Source organism: Sphingobium tyrosinilyticum (assembly GCF_042654265.1).
In the GTDB taxonomy this organism is placed as follows: Bacteria; Pseudomonadota; Alphaproteobacteria; order Sphingomonadales; family Sphingomonadaceae; genus Sphingobium; species Sphingobium tyrosinilyticum.
The window spans coordinates 227,148-242,673 of sequence record NZ_JBHSFZ010000006.1; the positions used below are offsets into that span (position 1 = coordinate 227,148).

Sequence of the window (15,526 nt, forward strand, 5' to 3'; positions counted from 1 at the left end):
CTAAATTGATCGAAAGCAAGCGGGAATGGCTTCCCGCCTCATTGGAAAGGCACCGCAATGACCATGACTGTGGATAACTCTATCGAACGCCGCCCCTTTGCGTCGCTGGGTCACGCCGACCATGGGTGGCTGAACGCCCGCCACCATTTCTCCTTTGCCGACTACCATGATCCGGCCCGGATGGGCTGGGGTGCGATCCGCGTCTGGAACGATGATGAAATCGCGTCGCACACCGGCTTTCCGCCGCACCCGCATCGGGACATGGAAATCATCACTTATGTTCGCAAGGGCGCGATTACCCACCAAGACAGCCTGGGCAACAAGGGCCGTACCGAAGCGGGCGACGTTCAGGTGATGAGCGCCGGCACAGGTATTCGCCACTCCGAATATAATCTGGAAAGCGAAACGACGACCTTGTTCCAGATCTGGATCATTCCCAAGGCACAGGGCGACGCTCCCAGTTGGGGAGCCAAGCCTTTTCCCAAGGGCGATCGGTCGGGACGGCTGGTGGTACTCGCCAGCGGTTATGACGAAGATCAGGACGCACTCCGAATCCGCGCCGATGCTCGCCTGCTGGGCGGCACGGTCAAGGCCGGCACGAGCGTGACCTATGACAGCGCGGATGGACGGCATCTTTATCTTGTGGCTGCGACGGGCCGGATTGAGATTGACGGCCAAACCTTCGAAGCACGGGACGGCGCAGCCATTTTGGGCGGAAAGCCCATCACGATGACCGCGATCGAAGATAGTGAAATCGTCCTGGTCGATAGCGAATAGGGCGACGGACCTGGTGGCCGCCTGCTCCCTTCACCCCCCATCTGGAGCAGGCGGTCGCATCTTCGAAGAAACCTTTTTCAGTTCAATGCATTACATCTGATTGGAGATAGCCCCATGGCGAAGGTACTCGTCCTTTACTATTCCTCCTACGGCCACATCGAAACTATGGCGAAGGCCGTGGCGGAAGGTGTGGCATCCACAGGCGCTCAAGTCGATATCAGACGAGTGCCTGAGACTGCTCCCCTGGAAGTTGCCCAAAATGCGGGGTTCAAGCTGGACCAGGATGCGCCCATCGCGACCGTGGCTGAATTGGCAGACTATGATGCGATCATCATCGGAACCGGCACCCGGTTCGGGCGCATGTCCAGTCAGATGGCAGCATTCCTGGATCAGGCGGGCGGCCTTTGGGCTCGCGGCGCCCTGAACGGCAAGGTGGGTGGCGCTTTCACTTCGACCGCCAGCCAGCATGGCGGGCAGGAAACGACGCTTTTTTCCATCATCACCAACCTGCTCCATTTCGGCATGGTGATCGTCGGGCTGGACTATGGGTTCACGGGACAGATGGGCGTCGATAAGTTGCGCGGCGGTGCGCCCTATGGGGCGACAACCATTGCTCACAGCGACGGGAGCCGCCAGCCAGGCGAGGAGGAACTGGAAGGCGCACGATATCAGGGGCGGCGGATCGCAGAGACGGCGATCAAGCTGCAAGGTTAGGAAAAGGCTGCACCCTCCTCTCAGTGCAGCAGTTGAGCCTTGGGTCGCAAGGCGCAACGATAGGCCGGCGCACAGGATGGGTGCGCCGGCCCCTTTTTTGCTCACAGGAAGATGCGTCGGCCCCAGCCGTTTGCGCGCAGAAAATAATAGAGGGCGATAGGCAGCAACAGCGCGTGGATCAACAGCCAGGGCTTGGAAAAATAAGGCGACAGATAGTGTATCACCGCCACATGCAGATACATGATGACGAGCGAGGCCCGCCCGATAGCTGCCAACCATCCGGCGACCGGGGCGATCCGAACCGAAAGCCGAAAGAGAAGCAGCGTGCTCGCGACGGCTGAAGCGATCGACAGCAAGGGCAAGCCATAGTCGGCCGCCTTCATGTTGAGCGTGGGCAAGACAGCGGAAAGCCCGGCGAGAGACAAGGCCGTGAGCGGCAACCACATCCACCGTCGCCATGGAACGCGCTGCCATGCCGCGCCCACCCAGAGTAGGACCAGCGCCATCGGCACGGTGAGAGAGCCCAGCACTGATGCTCGCGTCACGTCGCCTACGATATAAGCCCCGATGAACGCGGGCACGATCGCAAGGGCCCAGCGGTGGTCGAGCGGATCGGGCCAACGAGCGGACAGTGCATTGAAAATTATGCGCGAGGCCATCAAGCAGGGCACGAACCAGAAGATGGTGAAAGGGCCGCGCAGCCAGGAACCGCCAAGCAGGACAGGCAGTAGATCTTGCGGCCACTGGTCGAAAATCGGGCTGTTGCCTTTCGACGGTTCGATGATCGAGTCCGCTATGATCAGCAGTATGAGAAAAGCGGCATAGGGACGCATCTGCGAAACCAACTGCCGGATCGCAAAGCGGGCAGGCGGCTGCGGCCGTGACAAAAAGCCTGACAGCAGAAAAAAGAGCGGCATGTGGAAGCTGTAAACAGCATCCCGCAGCGGGCCGCGCGTCCAGACATGCCCAGCCACTACGGCGATAATGCCGATGCCGCGCGCGACGTCGATCCACTCCAGCCGCCCGCCCCCGCGCACCCATTCGGATGCCGCGGACCGGGACTGGACCTCGTCCCCCCTGTTCTCCATGGCTTCCACGCCCTATAGGAAGCCGCGCGCGCGTCAATCATCCCCTATTATCCGGATACTGCCTCTTGTCCCTGCTCCATGACCGAGTTCTTTTTATTGATGGTGAAGCCATCATCATCGACAAGCCTGCTGGCCTGCCAGTGGATGCGCCGCGCGACGGGTCGCTGAGCCTGGAAAACCATCTTTCCTCGCTGACCTTCGGATTCCAGCGCTGGCCGCTGCCGGTGCATCGACTAGACCGTGATACCAGCGGTTGCCTCCTCCTCGCGCGCAATCCCAAGGCGCATAAGCGCTACGCTGCAGCGTTCGAGGCCGGGACGGTCCAGAAACGCTATGTCGCAGTGGTAGAGGGCGTGCCGGAACTGGACAGCGGGACGATTGAATTGTCGCTCAAGAAAGTGAGCAGCGCAGCTAAGGGTTGGCGCATGATCGCGGCGAAGGATGGCAAGTCAGCCGTCACTGAATGGCGCAAACTGGCCGAAAATGATGGCCGCGCCCTTATCATCTTCACCCCGCGCACAGGCCGGACGCATCAGATCCGCGCTCATACCCTCCATGGTCTGGGCTTTGGCATCGCGGGAGACCCGGTTTATGGCACCGGCCATGGACCGATGCTGCTGCACAGCCGTTTTCTGAGCATCCCTCGTACCGGCAAGGCGCCGGCGGAGGCGACCGCTCCCCTGCCCGCCACCTTCACCGCGGCGGGGTTCGGTCCGGAGTATCTGGACGATGCCGGACTTTGATATTCCCGAAGACGCGCTGGAAGAGCGTTTCATCACAGCGGGCGGTCCAGGCGGCCAGAATGTCAACAAGGTCGCCACGGCAGTGCAATTGCGTGTGGACCTCTACAAACTAGGGCTGCCAGTCCATGCCTTTCGCAAGATGAAGGAATTGGCGGGATCGCGGCTGACCTCCGGCGGAGAAGTCGTGATCCAGGCATCCCGTTTCCGTACGCAGGAAGCTAATCGCCAGGACGCGCGAGAGCGGCTAGTCGACATGATCGCTCAGGCGCATCAGCGCGACGCCCGGCGGATCGCGACCAAGCCGGGAAAGGCCGCCAAGGCACGAAGGGTTGACGCGAAAAAGGCCCGAAGTTCAGTCAAACAGGGGCGCGGCAAAGTTCGTATGGATTAAAAGCAACCCCAGCCTCTCTAGAACTTGGTCAGGATGACGGCCGCAGCTGGGGGTTTCCGAAGATGAGGTGGATGTAGCATGTTCGACTTCTATCCCGCCGAGCAGGGCAGCAAGGTGGAACTCTACCAAGACCTTCTCTCCGCCGCTGAAGCCGTGACCAGGGGCGAGCCGGACATCATCGCCAATATGGCCAATGTCGCTGCGCTGATCTGGCAATTTCTGCCGGACCTGAATTGGGCAGGCTTTTACCGCATGGTGGCCGATGAACTGGTGCTTGGCCCGTTCCAGGGCAAGCCTGCCTGCATCCGCATCGCGTTGGGGAAAGGCGTATGCGGCACCGCCGCCGCCACAGCTCAGACCCAACTGGTGAAGGACGTTCACAGCTTTCCCGGCCACATCGCCTGCGACGCCGCCAGCGCTTCGGAAATCGTGGTGCCGGTCATTGTGAAGGACCGCGTTATGGCAGTTCTCGATCTGGATAGCCCATCCCTCGGACGCTTCGATGCTGTCGATCAGCAAGGCTTGGAGGCGCTGATCGCTAGGATCGGCACGCGGATCGCTTGACTCGCGCTGCCTCGTTTCGGGACAAAGCAGCCGCCCTCAACGCGTGGATCGGCGGGGTTCACCATGCTAAACAAGCCATTAACATTGCGGCCGGGTGATCGGCGTGAGGCAAGCAACGGGAGGTTTTGGCATGCGGATCTGGAGCATCATGCTGGCGAGCGCGAGCATAGCGGTCGGCGCATCGGCCCCTGCATCAGCAGGCGAAGCCGTTTTGGCGGGCGCCGCACTGCCCGTGATGGGGAAGAGCTTCACCTCTCCCGGAGTCCGGCATGGCGGCATCCGTGGGGGATCGGCCGTGCACCGCTGGGGTCCGCGCTTTCAAGGGCGCTGGTTCGCGGGCTGGCATGCGCCGGGCGGCTGGACTGCTTACCGTCGGCCAGTCGTGGGCTACGTCTTGCCAAGCTATTGGATCAACCCTTCCTACCGCATCGGTAACTATGGCGGCTATGGCCTGCCCGCTCCGGTGGATGGTTATGGCTGGTCCCGCTATTATGATGACGCAGTGATGGTCGATCGGCACGGAAGAGTGCGGGATCATCGCAGTGATGTCGATTGGGATGCCCATGATGGCGGCGACTTACCGCGCGGGGCACCCTATGACGACGACGTGACCGCACATGATGGCCCGCCACCGCCCCATGAATATGAGGGCCGCTGGACCGGGACCTGGACGGACGACAAAGGCCGGACGGTCAGCGGGGAATATGAAGGCCGCTTCGAAGGCGAAGCGCGGAGTAATTATGGCGTCGAATATAATGCTCCACCCTATGCGGCTTCGCCCGCCGTCGTGCATCATAGCGGTCCCGGCCAGCCGGTCGTGACTACCACTCAGGCGCCGGGCTATATCGCAGGCGGCTATTATTATCCCGGCGCGACGACGACCACCGTCGTGGTTACCCCGACGATAACGGAAACCAGCTATGTGACCGACGTCTCCTCGCACCGGCGTCATGGAGCCAAGCGACAGTGCAACTGCAAATAGCTCTGCTCGTTTAAGCCTGTCCGCACCCCATGGCAGGACAGGAGGAAACGGCATGATCCATCATGTGTCAGTCGGCACCAACGACGTCGATCGCGCGAGGGCCTTTTACGATCCGCTAATGGCGCTGCTCGGTTACCGCAACGTTCGCGATTATCCCCATTCGCTGGACTATGGCGTTACCGATGTGGTGTTCAGCGTCGAGACGCCGGTGAACGGGAACGGGCCTCTGCCGGCAACGGGGTCCACATATGCTTCGAAGCGGCGGATCGGGAAACAGTCCGGGAATTTTATCGCCTGGCTTTAAAACTGGGCGGGACTGACGAAGGAGCGCCGGGAACGCGCCCTAACTATGACGCCTACTATTATGGCGCGTTCGTCCGCGATCCGGATGGCAACAAGATTGAGGCGGTCACTTTCGTGGCGAAGTAAGCTCAGCATGACGCGAGACATCGCAGTCCATTCCTAGCAGGACTAAGCTGACCGAGTTTATTTCCGGAAAATCCCCGCGAGCTCGATCGGCAGTGGCGGCTCGTCCCGCGGCAAGACGACGCGGATGGCCTGCGCCTGCTCCTGCGGATCGAAGCGGACCCAACCGCTGCGGCTCAACTTTTCGAGCGGGCGGTAGCGGACCTTATATTGCATCCGCTGCGACCCCTCGACCCAATAGCCAAGATAGACATAGGGCAACCCCGCCTTCGCCGCGCGCAGGATATGATCCATGATGATGAAGTTGCCGAGCCCCTTGCGATGCTCCAGCTCGGTATCGAAGAAGCTGTAGATCATCGAAAGCCCGTCGCCCTGCCGATCGGTCAGGCATGCGCCTATCAGCTTGCCGGGCCGGCCGTTTTCGCCCGGCTCGCGATATTCGACGACATGGCTCTCCACCGGGGTCTGCTCGACCATGTCGGCGAAATCCATCTCATCCATCTCGGTCATACCGCCGCCCGGATGGCGGGCGCGCAGATAGCGCTGGAGCAGTTCGAACTGCTCCTCGGTGGACCAGGGCTTGCACGCGGTAACGATGAGATCGCTGTTGCGGCGGATGAGCTTGCGCTGTGTCGCGTTCGGCGTGAATTCACCAGCGACGACCCGGACTGATACACAGGCAGAGCAGTCCGCGCAGCTCGGACGATAGGCCACATTCTGGCTACGACGAAAACCGATGCGGCCGAGCGCGTCGTTCAGTTCCGACGCATTGTCGCCGTTCAACTCGGTGAACACCTTCCGCTCACTCCGGCCCGGCAGATAAGGGCACGGGCTGGGGTTTGTCACAAAGAAGCGCGGGAAACGAAATGGTGCGCTCACGCCACGGTCTCCGTCAAAACGCTGCGCGAAACTTGAGTCATGGACAGACTATGACGCCCGCAGCCTTCCATGAAAAGGTCATTTACCACGAAAAAAATGCGTACTCCCGACGAGGCTCGCGATCAGGCGACCTCGATCGGGGCGACCTCATAACCTGCCTCACGAAGGGCGGCGATCAGGCGATCAAGATGATCGCCATCGCGAGTCTCGCACTCGACGTCGAGGCTCAAGCCCTTGGCCGGGAGGTTGGTGAAGATGCGCTGGTGTGACAGCTCCAGGATGTTCACCGCTTCCTGGTCGAAGATGCGCGCGACGTGGAAAAGTGCCCCCGGCCGATCCTGAAGGATGATGCGCAGCCGCGCCAGACGGCCTGAGCGCGCCAAGTCACGCAGTAGCACGTTCGCCAGCAGGCGCGTATCGATATTGCCGCCGGTCAACACGAGGCCGACATTGCGGTCCACGAACATATCCTTATGCGTGATCAGCGCCGCGAGGCCAGCGGCTCCCGCACCTTCCACCACCGTCTTTTCGATCTGGAGCAGCAGGCTGACCGCTTCCTCCAAATGACGCTCGCTGACCAGCAGTACGTCATCCGCCAGACGTTCGACGAAGCGGCGGGTGAGTTCGCCCGGCTCCTTCACCGCGATGCCTTCGGCGAGCGTGTCGCCGTCACAGGCGAGCTTCGCGCCCTTGATATGGCTGTACATCGACGGATAAAGCTCCGCCTGCACGCCATAAACCTTGATATCCGGCTTCATCGCCTTGGCAGCTGTTGCCATGCCGGAAAAGAGCCCGCCGCCGCCGATCGGGATGATCAGCGTATCGATCTCCGGCGCATCCTCCAGCATTTCCAGCGCAACAGTCCCCTGCCCCGCCATGATGTCAGGCTCGTCAAAGGGATGGACGAAGGTCAGCCCATGTTCCTTGGCAAGCTGGCGCGCATAGGTGCTGGCGTCGTCGAACTTCTCGCCGTGCAGCACCACGGTCGCGCCATGCCCTTGCGTCTGCGTGACCTTCACCGTCGGGGTGGTCACCGGCATGACGATCGTCACCGGCACGCCCAGTCGACGACCATGATAGGCAAGGCCCTGCGCATGATTGCCGGCTGAAGCAGCGATTACGCCCTTCTCCTTCGCCGCCTTCTCCAACTGAAGCAGGCGATTGAGCGCCCCGCGCTCCTTATAGGCGGCGGTGAACTGAAGATTTTCGAACTTCAGGAAAACCTTGCAACCAAACATCTCGGACAGCGTCTGGCTGACCAAAGTCGGCGTATGAACGACCGCGCCCGAAATCCGCACGCGCGCCGCCAATATGTCATCGACGGTAACGGGGAGCGGCATCGCGCTTTCAATCTTGCTCAAGGTGTTCATGGGGTCGCCCCTAGCTTAATTTTGCTGCGGAAGGAACTGGCCCTCATCGAAAACTCGCCCTATGGCAAAAGGCTACGCGGCTAACTGTACGAGGCATATGGCTAATATCGCGTTTATCGGTCTGGGCATCATGGGCGGCCCGATCGCCGGGCATCTCGCGAAGGCCGGGCACAAGCTGACCGTCTATAATCGCTCCATCGGCAAGGCGAAGCGCTGGGCGGAAGCCTATGGTGGCGCGGTCGCGGTGAGTCCCGCTAAAGCGGCCGAGGATGCCGAGATCGTCATCAGCTGCGTGGGCACGGACGATGATCTGTCACAGGTCACGGTAGGCCGCGAAGGCGCATTCCGTACGATGAAGCCGGGCGGCTTGTTCGTCGATCATACTACCGTGTCGGCGCGGATCGCACGGCAGTTGTTCGTGGAAGGCGAGAGCCGGGGCCTGCACTGCGTCGATGCACCGGTGTCGGGTGGCCAGGCAGGCGCGGAAAACGGAAGGCTCTCCATCATGTGCGGCGGCACGAAACCGGCAGTCGAAGCAGCGAAGATCGTCATGCAATCCTATGCCGCGCGTATTGTCCATGTCGGCGGCGCCGGATCGGGCCAGACCACCAAGATGGTGAACCAGATATGCATCGCCGGCGTTATCCAGGGCTTGTCGGAGGCGCTGCGCTTCGCCCAGGCGGCGGAGTTGGACCTCGACAAGGTGTTCGAGGCCGTTTCGGGCGGGGCGGCGCAAAGCTGGCAGATGGACAACCGTTGGAAGACGATGGCCGAGGATAGTTTCGATTTCGGTTTCGCGATCGATTGGATGCGCAAAGATCTGGGTCTGGCTCTGGAGGAAGCGCGCGCTAACGGCGCGACGCTGCCGGTCACAGCACTGGTCGATCAATTTTACGCCGATGTGCAGGCGATGGGCGGCAACCGTCAGGATACAAGCGCGCTTGTGCGGCGGATCACACGGGCATGAAGCGAGCTTTGTTGGCGGCGGTCGCCGCGCTTGTGTTGCCAGCGGCCGCCTTTGCGTCGGGCGTCATCGACAATGTGAACGGCATCGCTCTGGACTCGACCGGCAAGGTCGTTCGCTTTCGGGCACTGATTATCGATGACGAGGGCAAGGTCGAAAGGCTGCTACCCGGCCGCTATGAAGCCCCGCCCCCCAAGAAGAAGCTGAAAAAGGGCGAGTCTTGGCCCAAGGGTCCCGACTTTCAACTGGACGGCGGCGGCAAGACGCTGATCCCCGGCTTCATCGATTCGCATGTCCATGTGATGGCGCTGGGCCTCTCCCAGATCACGCTCGACCTGTCCACGGCGCGCTCATTGGCCGAAGCACAGGCCCGGATACGGGAATATGTAGCGGCCAATCCGGGACGTAAGTGGATCATCGGGACGGGCTGGAACCAGGATCTTTGGGGCCTCGGCCGCTTCCCCACCGCTGCCGAACTGGATGCAGTCGCGAGCGACGTGCCGGTGTGGCTGGAGCGCGTAGATGGCCATGCGGGCTGGGCCAACTCAGTGGCGATGCGCGCGGCCAACGTGACCGCCGCGAGCAAAGCGCCCCCAGGGGGCCGGATCGAGATGGCGGGCGGGAAGCCCTCCGGCGTCTTTATCGATAAGGCGATGGACCTCATCCAGCGGGCAGTTCCCGCGCCTGCGCCTAAAGACCGGGACATCGCGCTCGAGAAGGCACAGCAGCAATTGCTGGCGAACGGCGTCACCGCCATCGCCGACATGGGAACCAATATTGAGGATTGGCAGGCTTTCCGGCGATCGGCTGACCGGGGTGCATTGCGCGTCCGGATCATCTCCTATGCGCTTGGCCTCGACAATATGGTGCTGATCGCCGGACCAGAGCCGACACCCTGGCTGTATGACGACCATCTACGGATGGGCGGGCTGAAGCTCGGGCTCGACGGCGCTCTGGGATCGCGCGGGGCATGGCTGAAGACGGATTATGCCGATGCCGCCGGGCAACGTGGCTATCCGCTGATCCCCGCCACCCAGTTGCGCAATGTCATGAGCCGTGCGGCGATGGACAATTTCCAGATCGCCGTCGATGCCACAGGGGACGCGGCGAACAGCGAATTGCTCGACGCGATCACGGAACTCAGCGAGACCTACAAAGGTGATCGGCGCTGGAGAATCGAACATGCGGAGATCGTCGATCCCATCGACCTGCCCCGCTTTGGGCAGAACGCCGTCGTCGCGTCGATGCAACCTGCCCAGCAGCCATCCGACTGGCGCATGGCAGCGGCGCGGGTCGGCGAAGCACGGCTGAAGGGCGCCTATGCGTGGAAGGCCATGACAGACAATCGCATCCCTCTTGCGTTCGGATCGGGCGCACCGGGCCAGAGCGTCAATCCCTTCACCGGCATGGCCGTCGCGATGAGCCGGGAGGATGCGGCAGGCGAACCGGCTGGCGGATGGATGCCGCAGCAGCGCGTCAGCTTCGAAACCGCGCTCAACGCCTATACGCGCCAGGCGGCTTATGCGGCGTTTGCCGAGAAGCGATTCGGTAGCCTATTGCCGGGACAACGCGCGGACTTCCTGCTGATCGACCGGGATATCTCTCTTGCCCGCCCGGCGGACATACGCGCCGCCCAGGTGCTGGAAACCTGGATCGGCGGAAAGCGCGTCTATATGAAGGGCGTCAAACCCTAAAGCACGTCGCCCGAGGCATTGAACGCGTCCTCGATCGTCTCGGGCAGAGGCGGCAGCACCGGCTTGTCGCACCCTTCCGCCTTCATATGCGCACGCAGCGCGTCCATGCGGCCCAGGTTCCACCGGGCCAGCGGCACACCCAGCGGACGGAACTCGGCGCGGTCGAACAGTTCGACCACATAATGCTCGCAAAGCTCATCGACCTGATTCAGCGTGAGCATACCAAGGTTCATGACCATTGGCCGTCCCGGCACGCCATCGCGCCCGCGCACCAGATCGGTAACGTAAAGTCCGCCGCGCGGATCGACGAGCACGACATCGGCCTTGGAAGCGTCGATCATGCGATGGCTGGCGGCATAGGGCGCAACGAAAACATGCGTGCGCCAGACGAGAAACGCACTCATGACTAGAGTGATCACCACGCCAAGATAGAGCGACCGCATCGCCGCCGGACGGAAGCGCGCCCATCCCAGCCCTGCCAGCAGGCAGAAGGGACCGATAAAACCATGGGCGTAGCGAAAGCCCCAGCCATAGCCCTGCGCCAGAGCCAATGCACAACCCGCGAAACAGCCGAGCGCCAGCGGCAGGGCGATTTCCTGCCCCCTTAAAGCACTGCGCCAGCGCATCGCGAAGACGCCGAGCGTCGCCAACGGCACCATCAGGATATTGTTCCAGGCGACGAAGCGGCTGAGGTTGACCAGCGGCTGCCATCGATCGCCCAGCCGCTCGAACAGGCTGCCGACTTTGTCCGCAACGCCCGCCGACGGACGGACATCGGCGGCCGGGCCAAGCGATTGCACCAGAAATCCGGGCCACAGCTTGGCCCATACAATCACGATGGCGGCGAGGACGACGATATGGAACGCCGCAGCCGTCCAGCGCCGGGCAAGCAGCATCCAAAGGATGAAAGGCGCAATGAAGATCGGGGGGAAGTGCCATTGATGCAGCCCAGCCGCCAACACCGCCACGGCCCCGGCGCTGACATGACCAATGACTCCGCCGCGCAGGACCAGCGCCAGCCAGATCATGTTGAGTGCGAAATGCCCGGTCATGGCATAGGGGGTCATCGCCGTGACCCAAAGCTGTGCGGAAGACAGGCCCAGCAGCATCGTTACCCATACCGCGTCGCGCCGAGTGGGAAAAAGATGCAGCGCCACGCGCCACAGCGCGAACAGGCCAGCCATCAGCAGCGCGGGGCCCGCCAGGTTTGGATCTCCCAACTGCCAGAAAAGCGCCTGGATCGCGCTGTTCACTGGCAGATATGCGGCCGTCCAGTAATCAGCCGCGCCGAAGGGCGAGAAAAACTCTGGCATGATCGCGCGGCGATAGGCTTCCCACTCCGCCGGAATGGGCCGGGCGAACAGACCTTCGCGCATATAAGCGGCGGCAAAGCGGGCGACCTCTTCATCCCGCGAGATCGAATAATTCTGAAACAGCCAATAATGCCCGGCCCAGGCGATCAGCCCGAACGAAAGGATCAGCGGCACGATAACCCGGGCGCGTGGCGCGGGCAGGCGCAGGCCCATCCCTTCGGCAAAAGGCGCAGCGAGCGTCAACAGCAGAAGCCCGCCCAAAAGCGCGGGGAAATCCTGATCCAGAAAAAGGATGACGGCAAGGCTGATGCCCTGACGATAGGTAACGTGCCACAAGAATGTCGCGCCCAGCCATAATGTCAGGCCGATTGCGCCCGCCAGCAACAGACGGCGGGCATCGACAGGCCGGGCGGGCGGAACGTACATTCAGCCTTCCTGCGACAGCAGCGCCTGATTGACGAAAATGCCGTCCATCTCGACCAGCAGCGGGAAATGCCCTTTATTGTTCGCGAAAAAGGCGGAGGGCAGGAAATTCCTGTCGCGCAGCCAATCGATCATCGCGCGATAGCCGGTGCCGCCTTCGTAGATGGGACGCACGCCAAGTTCGGTCTGCACCCCGGCCATTTCTTGTAGAGCCTGCGCGGCCCCATTGCAGACTGACAGGTCGTGGCCCTGCGTATCCATCTTCAGGAACGGCCGTGCAAAGCTGTATGCTTCGCGCAGCTCGGGAAGAAGGCCGTCGATGCGGCGGCATTGCATCTCCACAGTGCGGGTCACGCGGTTCCGATCTGCGAAGATCGCATCCTGTTCCTGCGCAGGTTTCTTAAGCGAACTGAACTGATCAGCCGCCATGATGTTGAAGCTCGCCGTGCCATCGAAATCGGACAGAGCGACATTGAAAACGTGCCATTTTGCATCGGATGCCGCGCGGCGACACAGTTGGGCGAAAATGTCGGGATTGGGTTCAAACGACAGGATCGTGCCCGAAAAACCGGCGTCCTTGCGCAGCATCGTGGCATACTGCCCACGGTTCGCGCCCACATCGAACACGCAATCGACGGCAAACGCGGTCAGAAAGCGGCGCAACGCCTGAATTTCCGGATATTGATGCACTCGCCCGGCAAGAGCGAGGCGAGCCGCCAGCACACGGTCGGTTACCTCGCGGACATAGCGATTCACGCGCGTGCAGCCAGTACGGAACGATAGACGCCCATCGTAGCCAAGCCCATGTCCTTCCAACTGCCCATGCTGTCTCCATAAGCGCGCGCTGCTGCGCCTGCCGTCTGCCTGATGGCGGGGCTTTCGAGGAGCCGCAAGAGGGCTTGGGCAAGGAACTCCGCATTTCCAGCGGGCGTGCGGATCGCGACATCGTCGCGCAGCGCGGCGAACATGCCGACGTCCGATGTCACCATCGCCTTGCCATGGTGAAGCGCCGAGAGAAAAGCGCCGCTTGAATCGATCTGGCGATAGGGGAAGATGATGGCGTCCGCCTTCACCATATGCGCGTCAAGCCGCGGTTCGGTGAGGAAGCCCAGATCAGTGACCAGCCGATCGGCAAAACCCGCTGTCCGGACCCTCTCCAGCACGGGAGTGATATCCATGAAGGGCTTCCCCGCTATCGCCAGTTCAAACTGGCGCCCCGCCTGCCACAAGGACAAGCATGCTTCGATCAAAACATCGATGCCCTTATAGGGCCTGATCGTACCGAAGAAGAGAAAGCGCGGCGCTGTCGGCTGAGGAACCGCCGCGATATCTGCGGGTGTCGCTGGCGCCAACTGCATCGGAGGGTGCGGCGTCACATGGATGCGGCGAGGATCGATGCTTTGGGCCTCCAGCGCACGGCGCGTTGTATCGCCATGGACGATGAGCGCATCGAAAAAATCCAGCAGCGCGCGATAACCGCTCCCCTGCACACCCGCGTCCGCATGATAGGCGTCGGCATTATGGACCGTGTGGACCAGCGCCGTCCGTCCTTTCAACCGGCGCAGCAGCAGGCGGTCGGCTGGCGCGAGAGGGAGCCACTGAAAATGGGCCACCTGTGCGCTTGCCAGTTCCTTTAGACCTCCCAATGCGCAGGCGGCCACATATTCCGCAGCCTTGAGCAGCCGGAAGGCCCGCCCCTCGCCCAGCCGCGCGCGCAGCGCTTCGCTGCGCCGGAAGAAGTGAGGACTATAATGATAGCCGCAGGGCGCAACGGCGTCAGTCGGCCGCATGGGGCGAGCGAGCAGCCTCACATCCGCGCCTTCGTCTCCCAAGGCTGCGCACAGGCTGTCATCGTAGCGACCCGTGAACAGCGACGGATCGACCATCGCTACCTTCATGGCCGCGCTCCCTGAAGCAGGCGGCGGAGCGAAAGCGCATGAAGCGCCGAGACGGTCAGCAACGTCAGCGCGTAAAGCGACAGGAAGCCAAGGTCGAACCGATCGCCTAGCAGAGCCGCCAAGGGAACACTGAGCAATGATCCGGCGAGGAATGGCAAGGAGCGCTTCAGCAGGTCGGCGAAGCGTCCCAAGGCAGCCTGGATATAGACCGACACGCAGATGACCGTGAGCGCCAGCAGCGCCCCATCGATTATCAACAACTCCGTAATATCGATAGCGGCACGCCCGGCAAATAGCTTGGTAAAGAGCCACTGCCCCACCAGCAGCAAAGCGCCCGAGGCGATCAGGGCAAAGAGGAAGGCTGCCCCCAGCGCGCGGACCAGCAACTGGCGCAGCCGTGCGGCGTCGCCAGCATGGAAAGCGCGCGTGATGCGAGGCAGTGCGGCTTCGACAGTCGCACGGACGGCCATGGATAGTGCGCGCGACATCTTGAAGAAGAAGTCGAACAGCAACATCGGCCGCGCATCCTGCGTCGCCAGCGCAATGGTGAAATAGAGCGCGTTATAGCCAACGATTTCCGAGATGGTGAACAGCGCCGAAGCGCCGATATCGTGCAAATAATGCGCGCGGACATGCACGCCGCCTCGGCGAAACGCCAGCCAATGCCGCGCCGTCATGCCAAGCCGCTTGTGAACGAGCGTGATCGCATAGCCGATGACAGTCAGGCTGATGGCCAGTTGCAGCAAAACCGAGAGGCGCGGATCAAGCCCGTTGAGGATGAGCAGCAGCAGGGCGATGGTCATCAATCGCCGCAGGCAATCCAGCGCTTCCCACAGGAAATTGCCGTCCACCGCAGCCAGCGCGCGCTTGGCGAGCAGGGCGGGCAGGTTCACGCAGGCCGACAGGAAGAAAAGGATGAAGAGCAGCGGCATCGTCGTACCCACAGCCCCGGCCACGAGCGCGACCAGCAGGATCACCAACCCGCCGAAGATCAGCATTCCCAGGAAAAGAAATAGGACGCCCATCTCTTCCGGTTGGAAGCCACCCGCTCCCTCATCCTTGTGGCCGAGCCAGTGACGCCGCAGCCGGGCGTAGATAATGCTGGTGAGGCCAAACTCGGCCGAAATAGTGAAATTGCCGAAAGCGACGAGCAGCAGGAACGCCTGAAACTCGCGCAAAGGCAGGGCGCGCACGAACACGTAGGTGACAGCAAAGCCCCAGATCAGCGTCAACCCGACATTGGCCAGCTTAATAAGGGCAAGGAAGCGGGCGGACCCTTCCATCCGGGCCACCGCCCTCC

Annotated in this window: 17 protein-coding genes; 10 read left to right on the forward strand and 7 right to left on the reverse strand. The window is 62.0% G+C overall.

All coding sequences use genetic code 11. The features are described from left to right. The first annotated feature begins 57 nt into the window (after nucleotides 1–57). Together ACFO3E_RS05505 and wrbA are read left to right on the forward strand one after the other, a co-directional pair. The gene (locus tag ACFO3E_RS05505) at nucleotides 58–777 is read left to right on the forward strand and encodes a pirin family protein (protein WP_380802970.1); all 720 of its coding nucleotides are present in this window, start codon (nucleotides 58–60) and stop codon (nucleotides 775–777) included. Nucleotides 778–891: 114 nt separating this feature from the next. Further along, on the forward strand, nucleotides 892–1,491 hold the full coding sequence (gene wrbA / locus ACFO3E_RS05510) for an NAD(P)H:quinone oxidoreductase (protein WP_380802972.1): 600 nt from the start codon (nucleotides 892–894) through the stop codon (nucleotides 1,489–1,491). Between the two features lie 101 nt (nucleotides 1,492–1,592). Here the strand turns inward: wrbA and ACFO3E_RS05515 are convergent, their stop codons facing one another. Next, complete coding sequence (locus ACFO3E_RS05515) at nucleotides 1,593–2,579, reverse strand: acyltransferase family protein (protein WP_380802974.1); 987 nt, start codon at nucleotides 2,577–2,579, stop codon at nucleotides 1,593–1,595. 65 nt (nucleotides 2,580–2,644) lie between these two features. Here ACFO3E_RS05515 and ACFO3E_RS05520 point away from each other — a divergent pair, with 65 nt between their 5' ends. The 6 genes from ACFO3E_RS05520 to ACFO3E_RS05545 all read left to right on the forward strand — a co-directional run bounded on the left by ACFO3E_RS05520 (nucleotide 2,645) and on the right by ACFO3E_RS05545 (nucleotide 5,688). After that, nucleotides 2,645–3,322, forward strand: a complete 678-nt coding sequence (locus ACFO3E_RS05520) for an RluA family pseudouridine synthase (protein ID WP_066524095.1) — start codon at nucleotides 2,645–2,647, stop codon at nucleotides 3,320–3,322. Beyond that, complete coding sequence (gene arfB / locus ACFO3E_RS05525) at nucleotides 3,309–3,713, forward strand: alternative ribosome rescue aminoacyl-tRNA hydrolase ArfB (RefSeq protein WP_380802976.1); 405 nt, start codon at nucleotides 3,309–3,311, stop codon at nucleotides 3,711–3,713. The genes ACFO3E_RS05520 and arfB overlap by 14 nt, the downstream gene beginning before the upstream one ends. Nucleotides 3,714–3,791: 78 nt before the next feature. Continuing rightward, the gene (locus ACFO3E_RS05530) at nucleotides 3,792–4,277 is read left to right on the forward strand and encodes a GAF domain-containing protein (RefSeq protein WP_380802979.1); all 486 of its coding nucleotides are present in this window, start codon (nucleotides 3,792–3,794) and stop codon (nucleotides 4,275–4,277) included. A 130-nt stretch (nucleotides 4,278–4,407) separates the two neighbouring features. Next, nucleotides 4,408–5,259: an RcnB family protein gene (locus ACFO3E_RS05535; RefSeq protein ID WP_380802982.1), complete on the forward strand. Its 852-nt coding sequence runs from the start codon at nucleotides 4,408–4,410 to the stop codon at nucleotides 5,257–5,259. 52 nt (nucleotides 5,260–5,311) lie between these two features. Continuing rightward, nucleotides 5,312–5,563 (forward strand): VOC family protein, encoded by a 252-nt coding sequence (locus ACFO3E_RS05540; protein WP_380802985.1) that lies wholly within the window; start codon nucleotides 5,312–5,314, stop codon nucleotides 5,561–5,563. Continuing rightward, the gene (locus tag ACFO3E_RS05545) at nucleotides 5,506–5,688 is read left to right on the forward strand and encodes a VOC family protein (protein WP_380803083.1); all 183 of its coding nucleotides are present in this window, start codon (nucleotides 5,506–5,508) and stop codon (nucleotides 5,686–5,688) included. The genes ACFO3E_RS05540 and ACFO3E_RS05545 overlap by 58 nt, the downstream gene beginning before the upstream one ends. Nucleotides 5,689–5,745: 57 nt before the next feature. On the opposite strand, the gene ACFO3E_RS05550 is transcribed toward ACFO3E_RS05545, so the two are convergent. Both ACFO3E_RS05550 and ACFO3E_RS05555 read right to left on the reverse strand, forming a co-directional pair. Next, nucleotides 5,746–6,564, reverse strand: a complete 819-nt coding sequence (locus ACFO3E_RS05550) for an arginyltransferase (protein ID WP_380802987.1) — start codon at nucleotides 6,562–6,564, stop codon at nucleotides 5,746–5,748. Between the two features lie 122 nt (nucleotides 6,565–6,686). After that, entirely contained in the window at nucleotides 6,687–7,934 is a 1,248-nt protein-coding gene (locus ACFO3E_RS05555) for a threonine ammonia-lyase (protein ID WP_380802989.1), read from the reverse strand. A gap of 97 nt (nucleotides 7,935–8,031) precedes the next feature. Here ACFO3E_RS05555 and ACFO3E_RS05560 point away from each other — a divergent pair, with 97 nt between their 5' ends. Both ACFO3E_RS05560 and ACFO3E_RS05565 read left to right on the forward strand, forming a co-directional pair. Further along, a complete protein-coding gene (locus ACFO3E_RS05560) occupies nucleotides 8,032–8,901 on the forward strand; it encodes an NAD(P)-dependent oxidoreductase (RefSeq protein WP_066524104.1) in 870 nt (289 codons plus the stop codon). Beyond that, entirely contained in the window at nucleotides 8,898–10,592 is a 1,695-nt protein-coding gene (locus tag ACFO3E_RS05565) for an amidohydrolase (RefSeq protein ID WP_380802991.1), read from the forward strand. Before ACFO3E_RS05560 ends, ACFO3E_RS05565 begins: the two co-directional genes overlap by 4 nt. Here ACFO3E_RS05565 and ACFO3E_RS05570 read toward each other — a convergent pair. The 4 genes from ACFO3E_RS05570 to ACFO3E_RS05585 are packed head-to-tail and all read right to left on the reverse strand — an operon-like array spanning nucleotide 10,589 to nucleotide 15,509. Next, complete coding sequence (locus tag ACFO3E_RS05570) at nucleotides 10,589–12,331, reverse strand: MFS transporter (protein WP_380802994.1); 1,743 nt, start codon at nucleotides 12,329–12,331, stop codon at nucleotides 10,589–10,591. The genes ACFO3E_RS05565 and ACFO3E_RS05570 overlap by 4 nt on opposite strands. Beyond that, nucleotides 12,332–13,084, reverse strand: a complete 753-nt coding sequence (locus ACFO3E_RS05575) for an FkbM family methyltransferase (protein WP_066524107.1) — start codon at nucleotides 13,082–13,084, stop codon at nucleotides 12,332–12,334. Further along, nucleotides 13,081–14,226, reverse strand: a complete 1,146-nt coding sequence (locus ACFO3E_RS05580) for a glycosyltransferase family 4 protein (protein WP_380802996.1) — start codon at nucleotides 14,224–14,226, stop codon at nucleotides 13,081–13,083. The genes ACFO3E_RS05575 and ACFO3E_RS05580 overlap by 4 nt, the downstream gene beginning before the upstream one ends. Beyond that, nucleotides 14,223–15,509, reverse strand: coding sequence for a hypothetical protein (locus ACFO3E_RS05585; RefSeq protein WP_380803086.1), 1,287 nt, complete (start codon nucleotides 15,507–15,509; stop codon nucleotides 14,223–14,225). Before ACFO3E_RS05585 ends, ACFO3E_RS05580 begins: the two co-directional genes overlap by 4 nt. Between the last annotated feature and the right edge of the window lie 17 nt (nucleotides 15,510–15,526).

Excerpts from the sequence above, each read along its gene's own strand:
- ACFO3E_RS05585 (WP_380803086.1), bottom strand. The coding sequence starts at position 15,509 with ATGGAAGGGTCCGCCCGCTTCCTTGCCCTTATTAAGCTGGCCAATGTC.
- ACFO3E_RS05540 (WP_380802985.1), top strand. The coding sequence starts at position 5,312 with ATGATCCATCATGTGTCAGTCGGCACCAACGACGTCGATCGCGCGAGG.
- ACFO3E_RS05570 (WP_380802994.1), bottom strand. The coding sequence starts at position 12,331 with ATGTACGTTCCGCCCGCCCGGCCTGTCGATGCCCGCCGTCTGTTGCTG.
- ACFO3E_RS05530 (WP_380802979.1), top strand. The coding sequence starts at position 3,792 with ATGTTCGACTTCTATCCCGCCGAGCAGGGCAGCAAGGTGGAACTCTAC.
- wrbA (WP_380802972.1), top strand. The coding sequence starts at position 892 with ATGGCGAAGGTACTCGTCCTTTACTATTCCTCCTACGGCCACATCGAA.
- ACFO3E_RS05565 (WP_380802991.1), top strand. The coding sequence starts at position 8,898 with ATGAAGCGAGCTTTGTTGGCGGCGGTCGCCGCGCTTGTGTTGCCAGCG.
- ACFO3E_RS05505 (WP_380802970.1), top strand. The coding sequence starts at position 58 with ATGACCATGACTGTGGATAACTCTATCGAACGCCGCCCCTTTGCGTCG.
- ACFO3E_RS05535 (WP_380802982.1), top strand. The coding sequence starts at position 4,408 with ATGCGGATCTGGAGCATCATGCTGGCGAGCGCGAGCATAGCGGTCGGC.
- ACFO3E_RS05560 (WP_066524104.1), top strand. The coding sequence starts at position 8,032 with ATGGCTAATATCGCGTTTATCGGTCTGGGCATCATGGGCGGCCCGATC.
- ACFO3E_RS05580 (WP_380802996.1), bottom strand. The coding sequence starts at position 14,226 with ATGAAGGTAGCGATGGTCGATCCGTCGCTGTTCACGGGTCGCTACGAT.
- ACFO3E_RS05515 (WP_380802974.1), bottom strand. The coding sequence starts at position 2,579 with ATGGAGAACAGGGGGGACGAGGTCCAGTCCCGGTCCGCGGCATCCGAA.
- ACFO3E_RS05555 (WP_380802989.1), bottom strand. The coding sequence starts at position 7,934 with ATGAACACCTTGAGCAAGATTGAAAGCGCGATGCCGCTCCCCGTTACC.
- arfB (WP_380802976.1), top strand. The coding sequence starts at position 3,309 with ATGCCGGACTTTGATATTCCCGAAGACGCGCTGGAAGAGCGTTTCATC.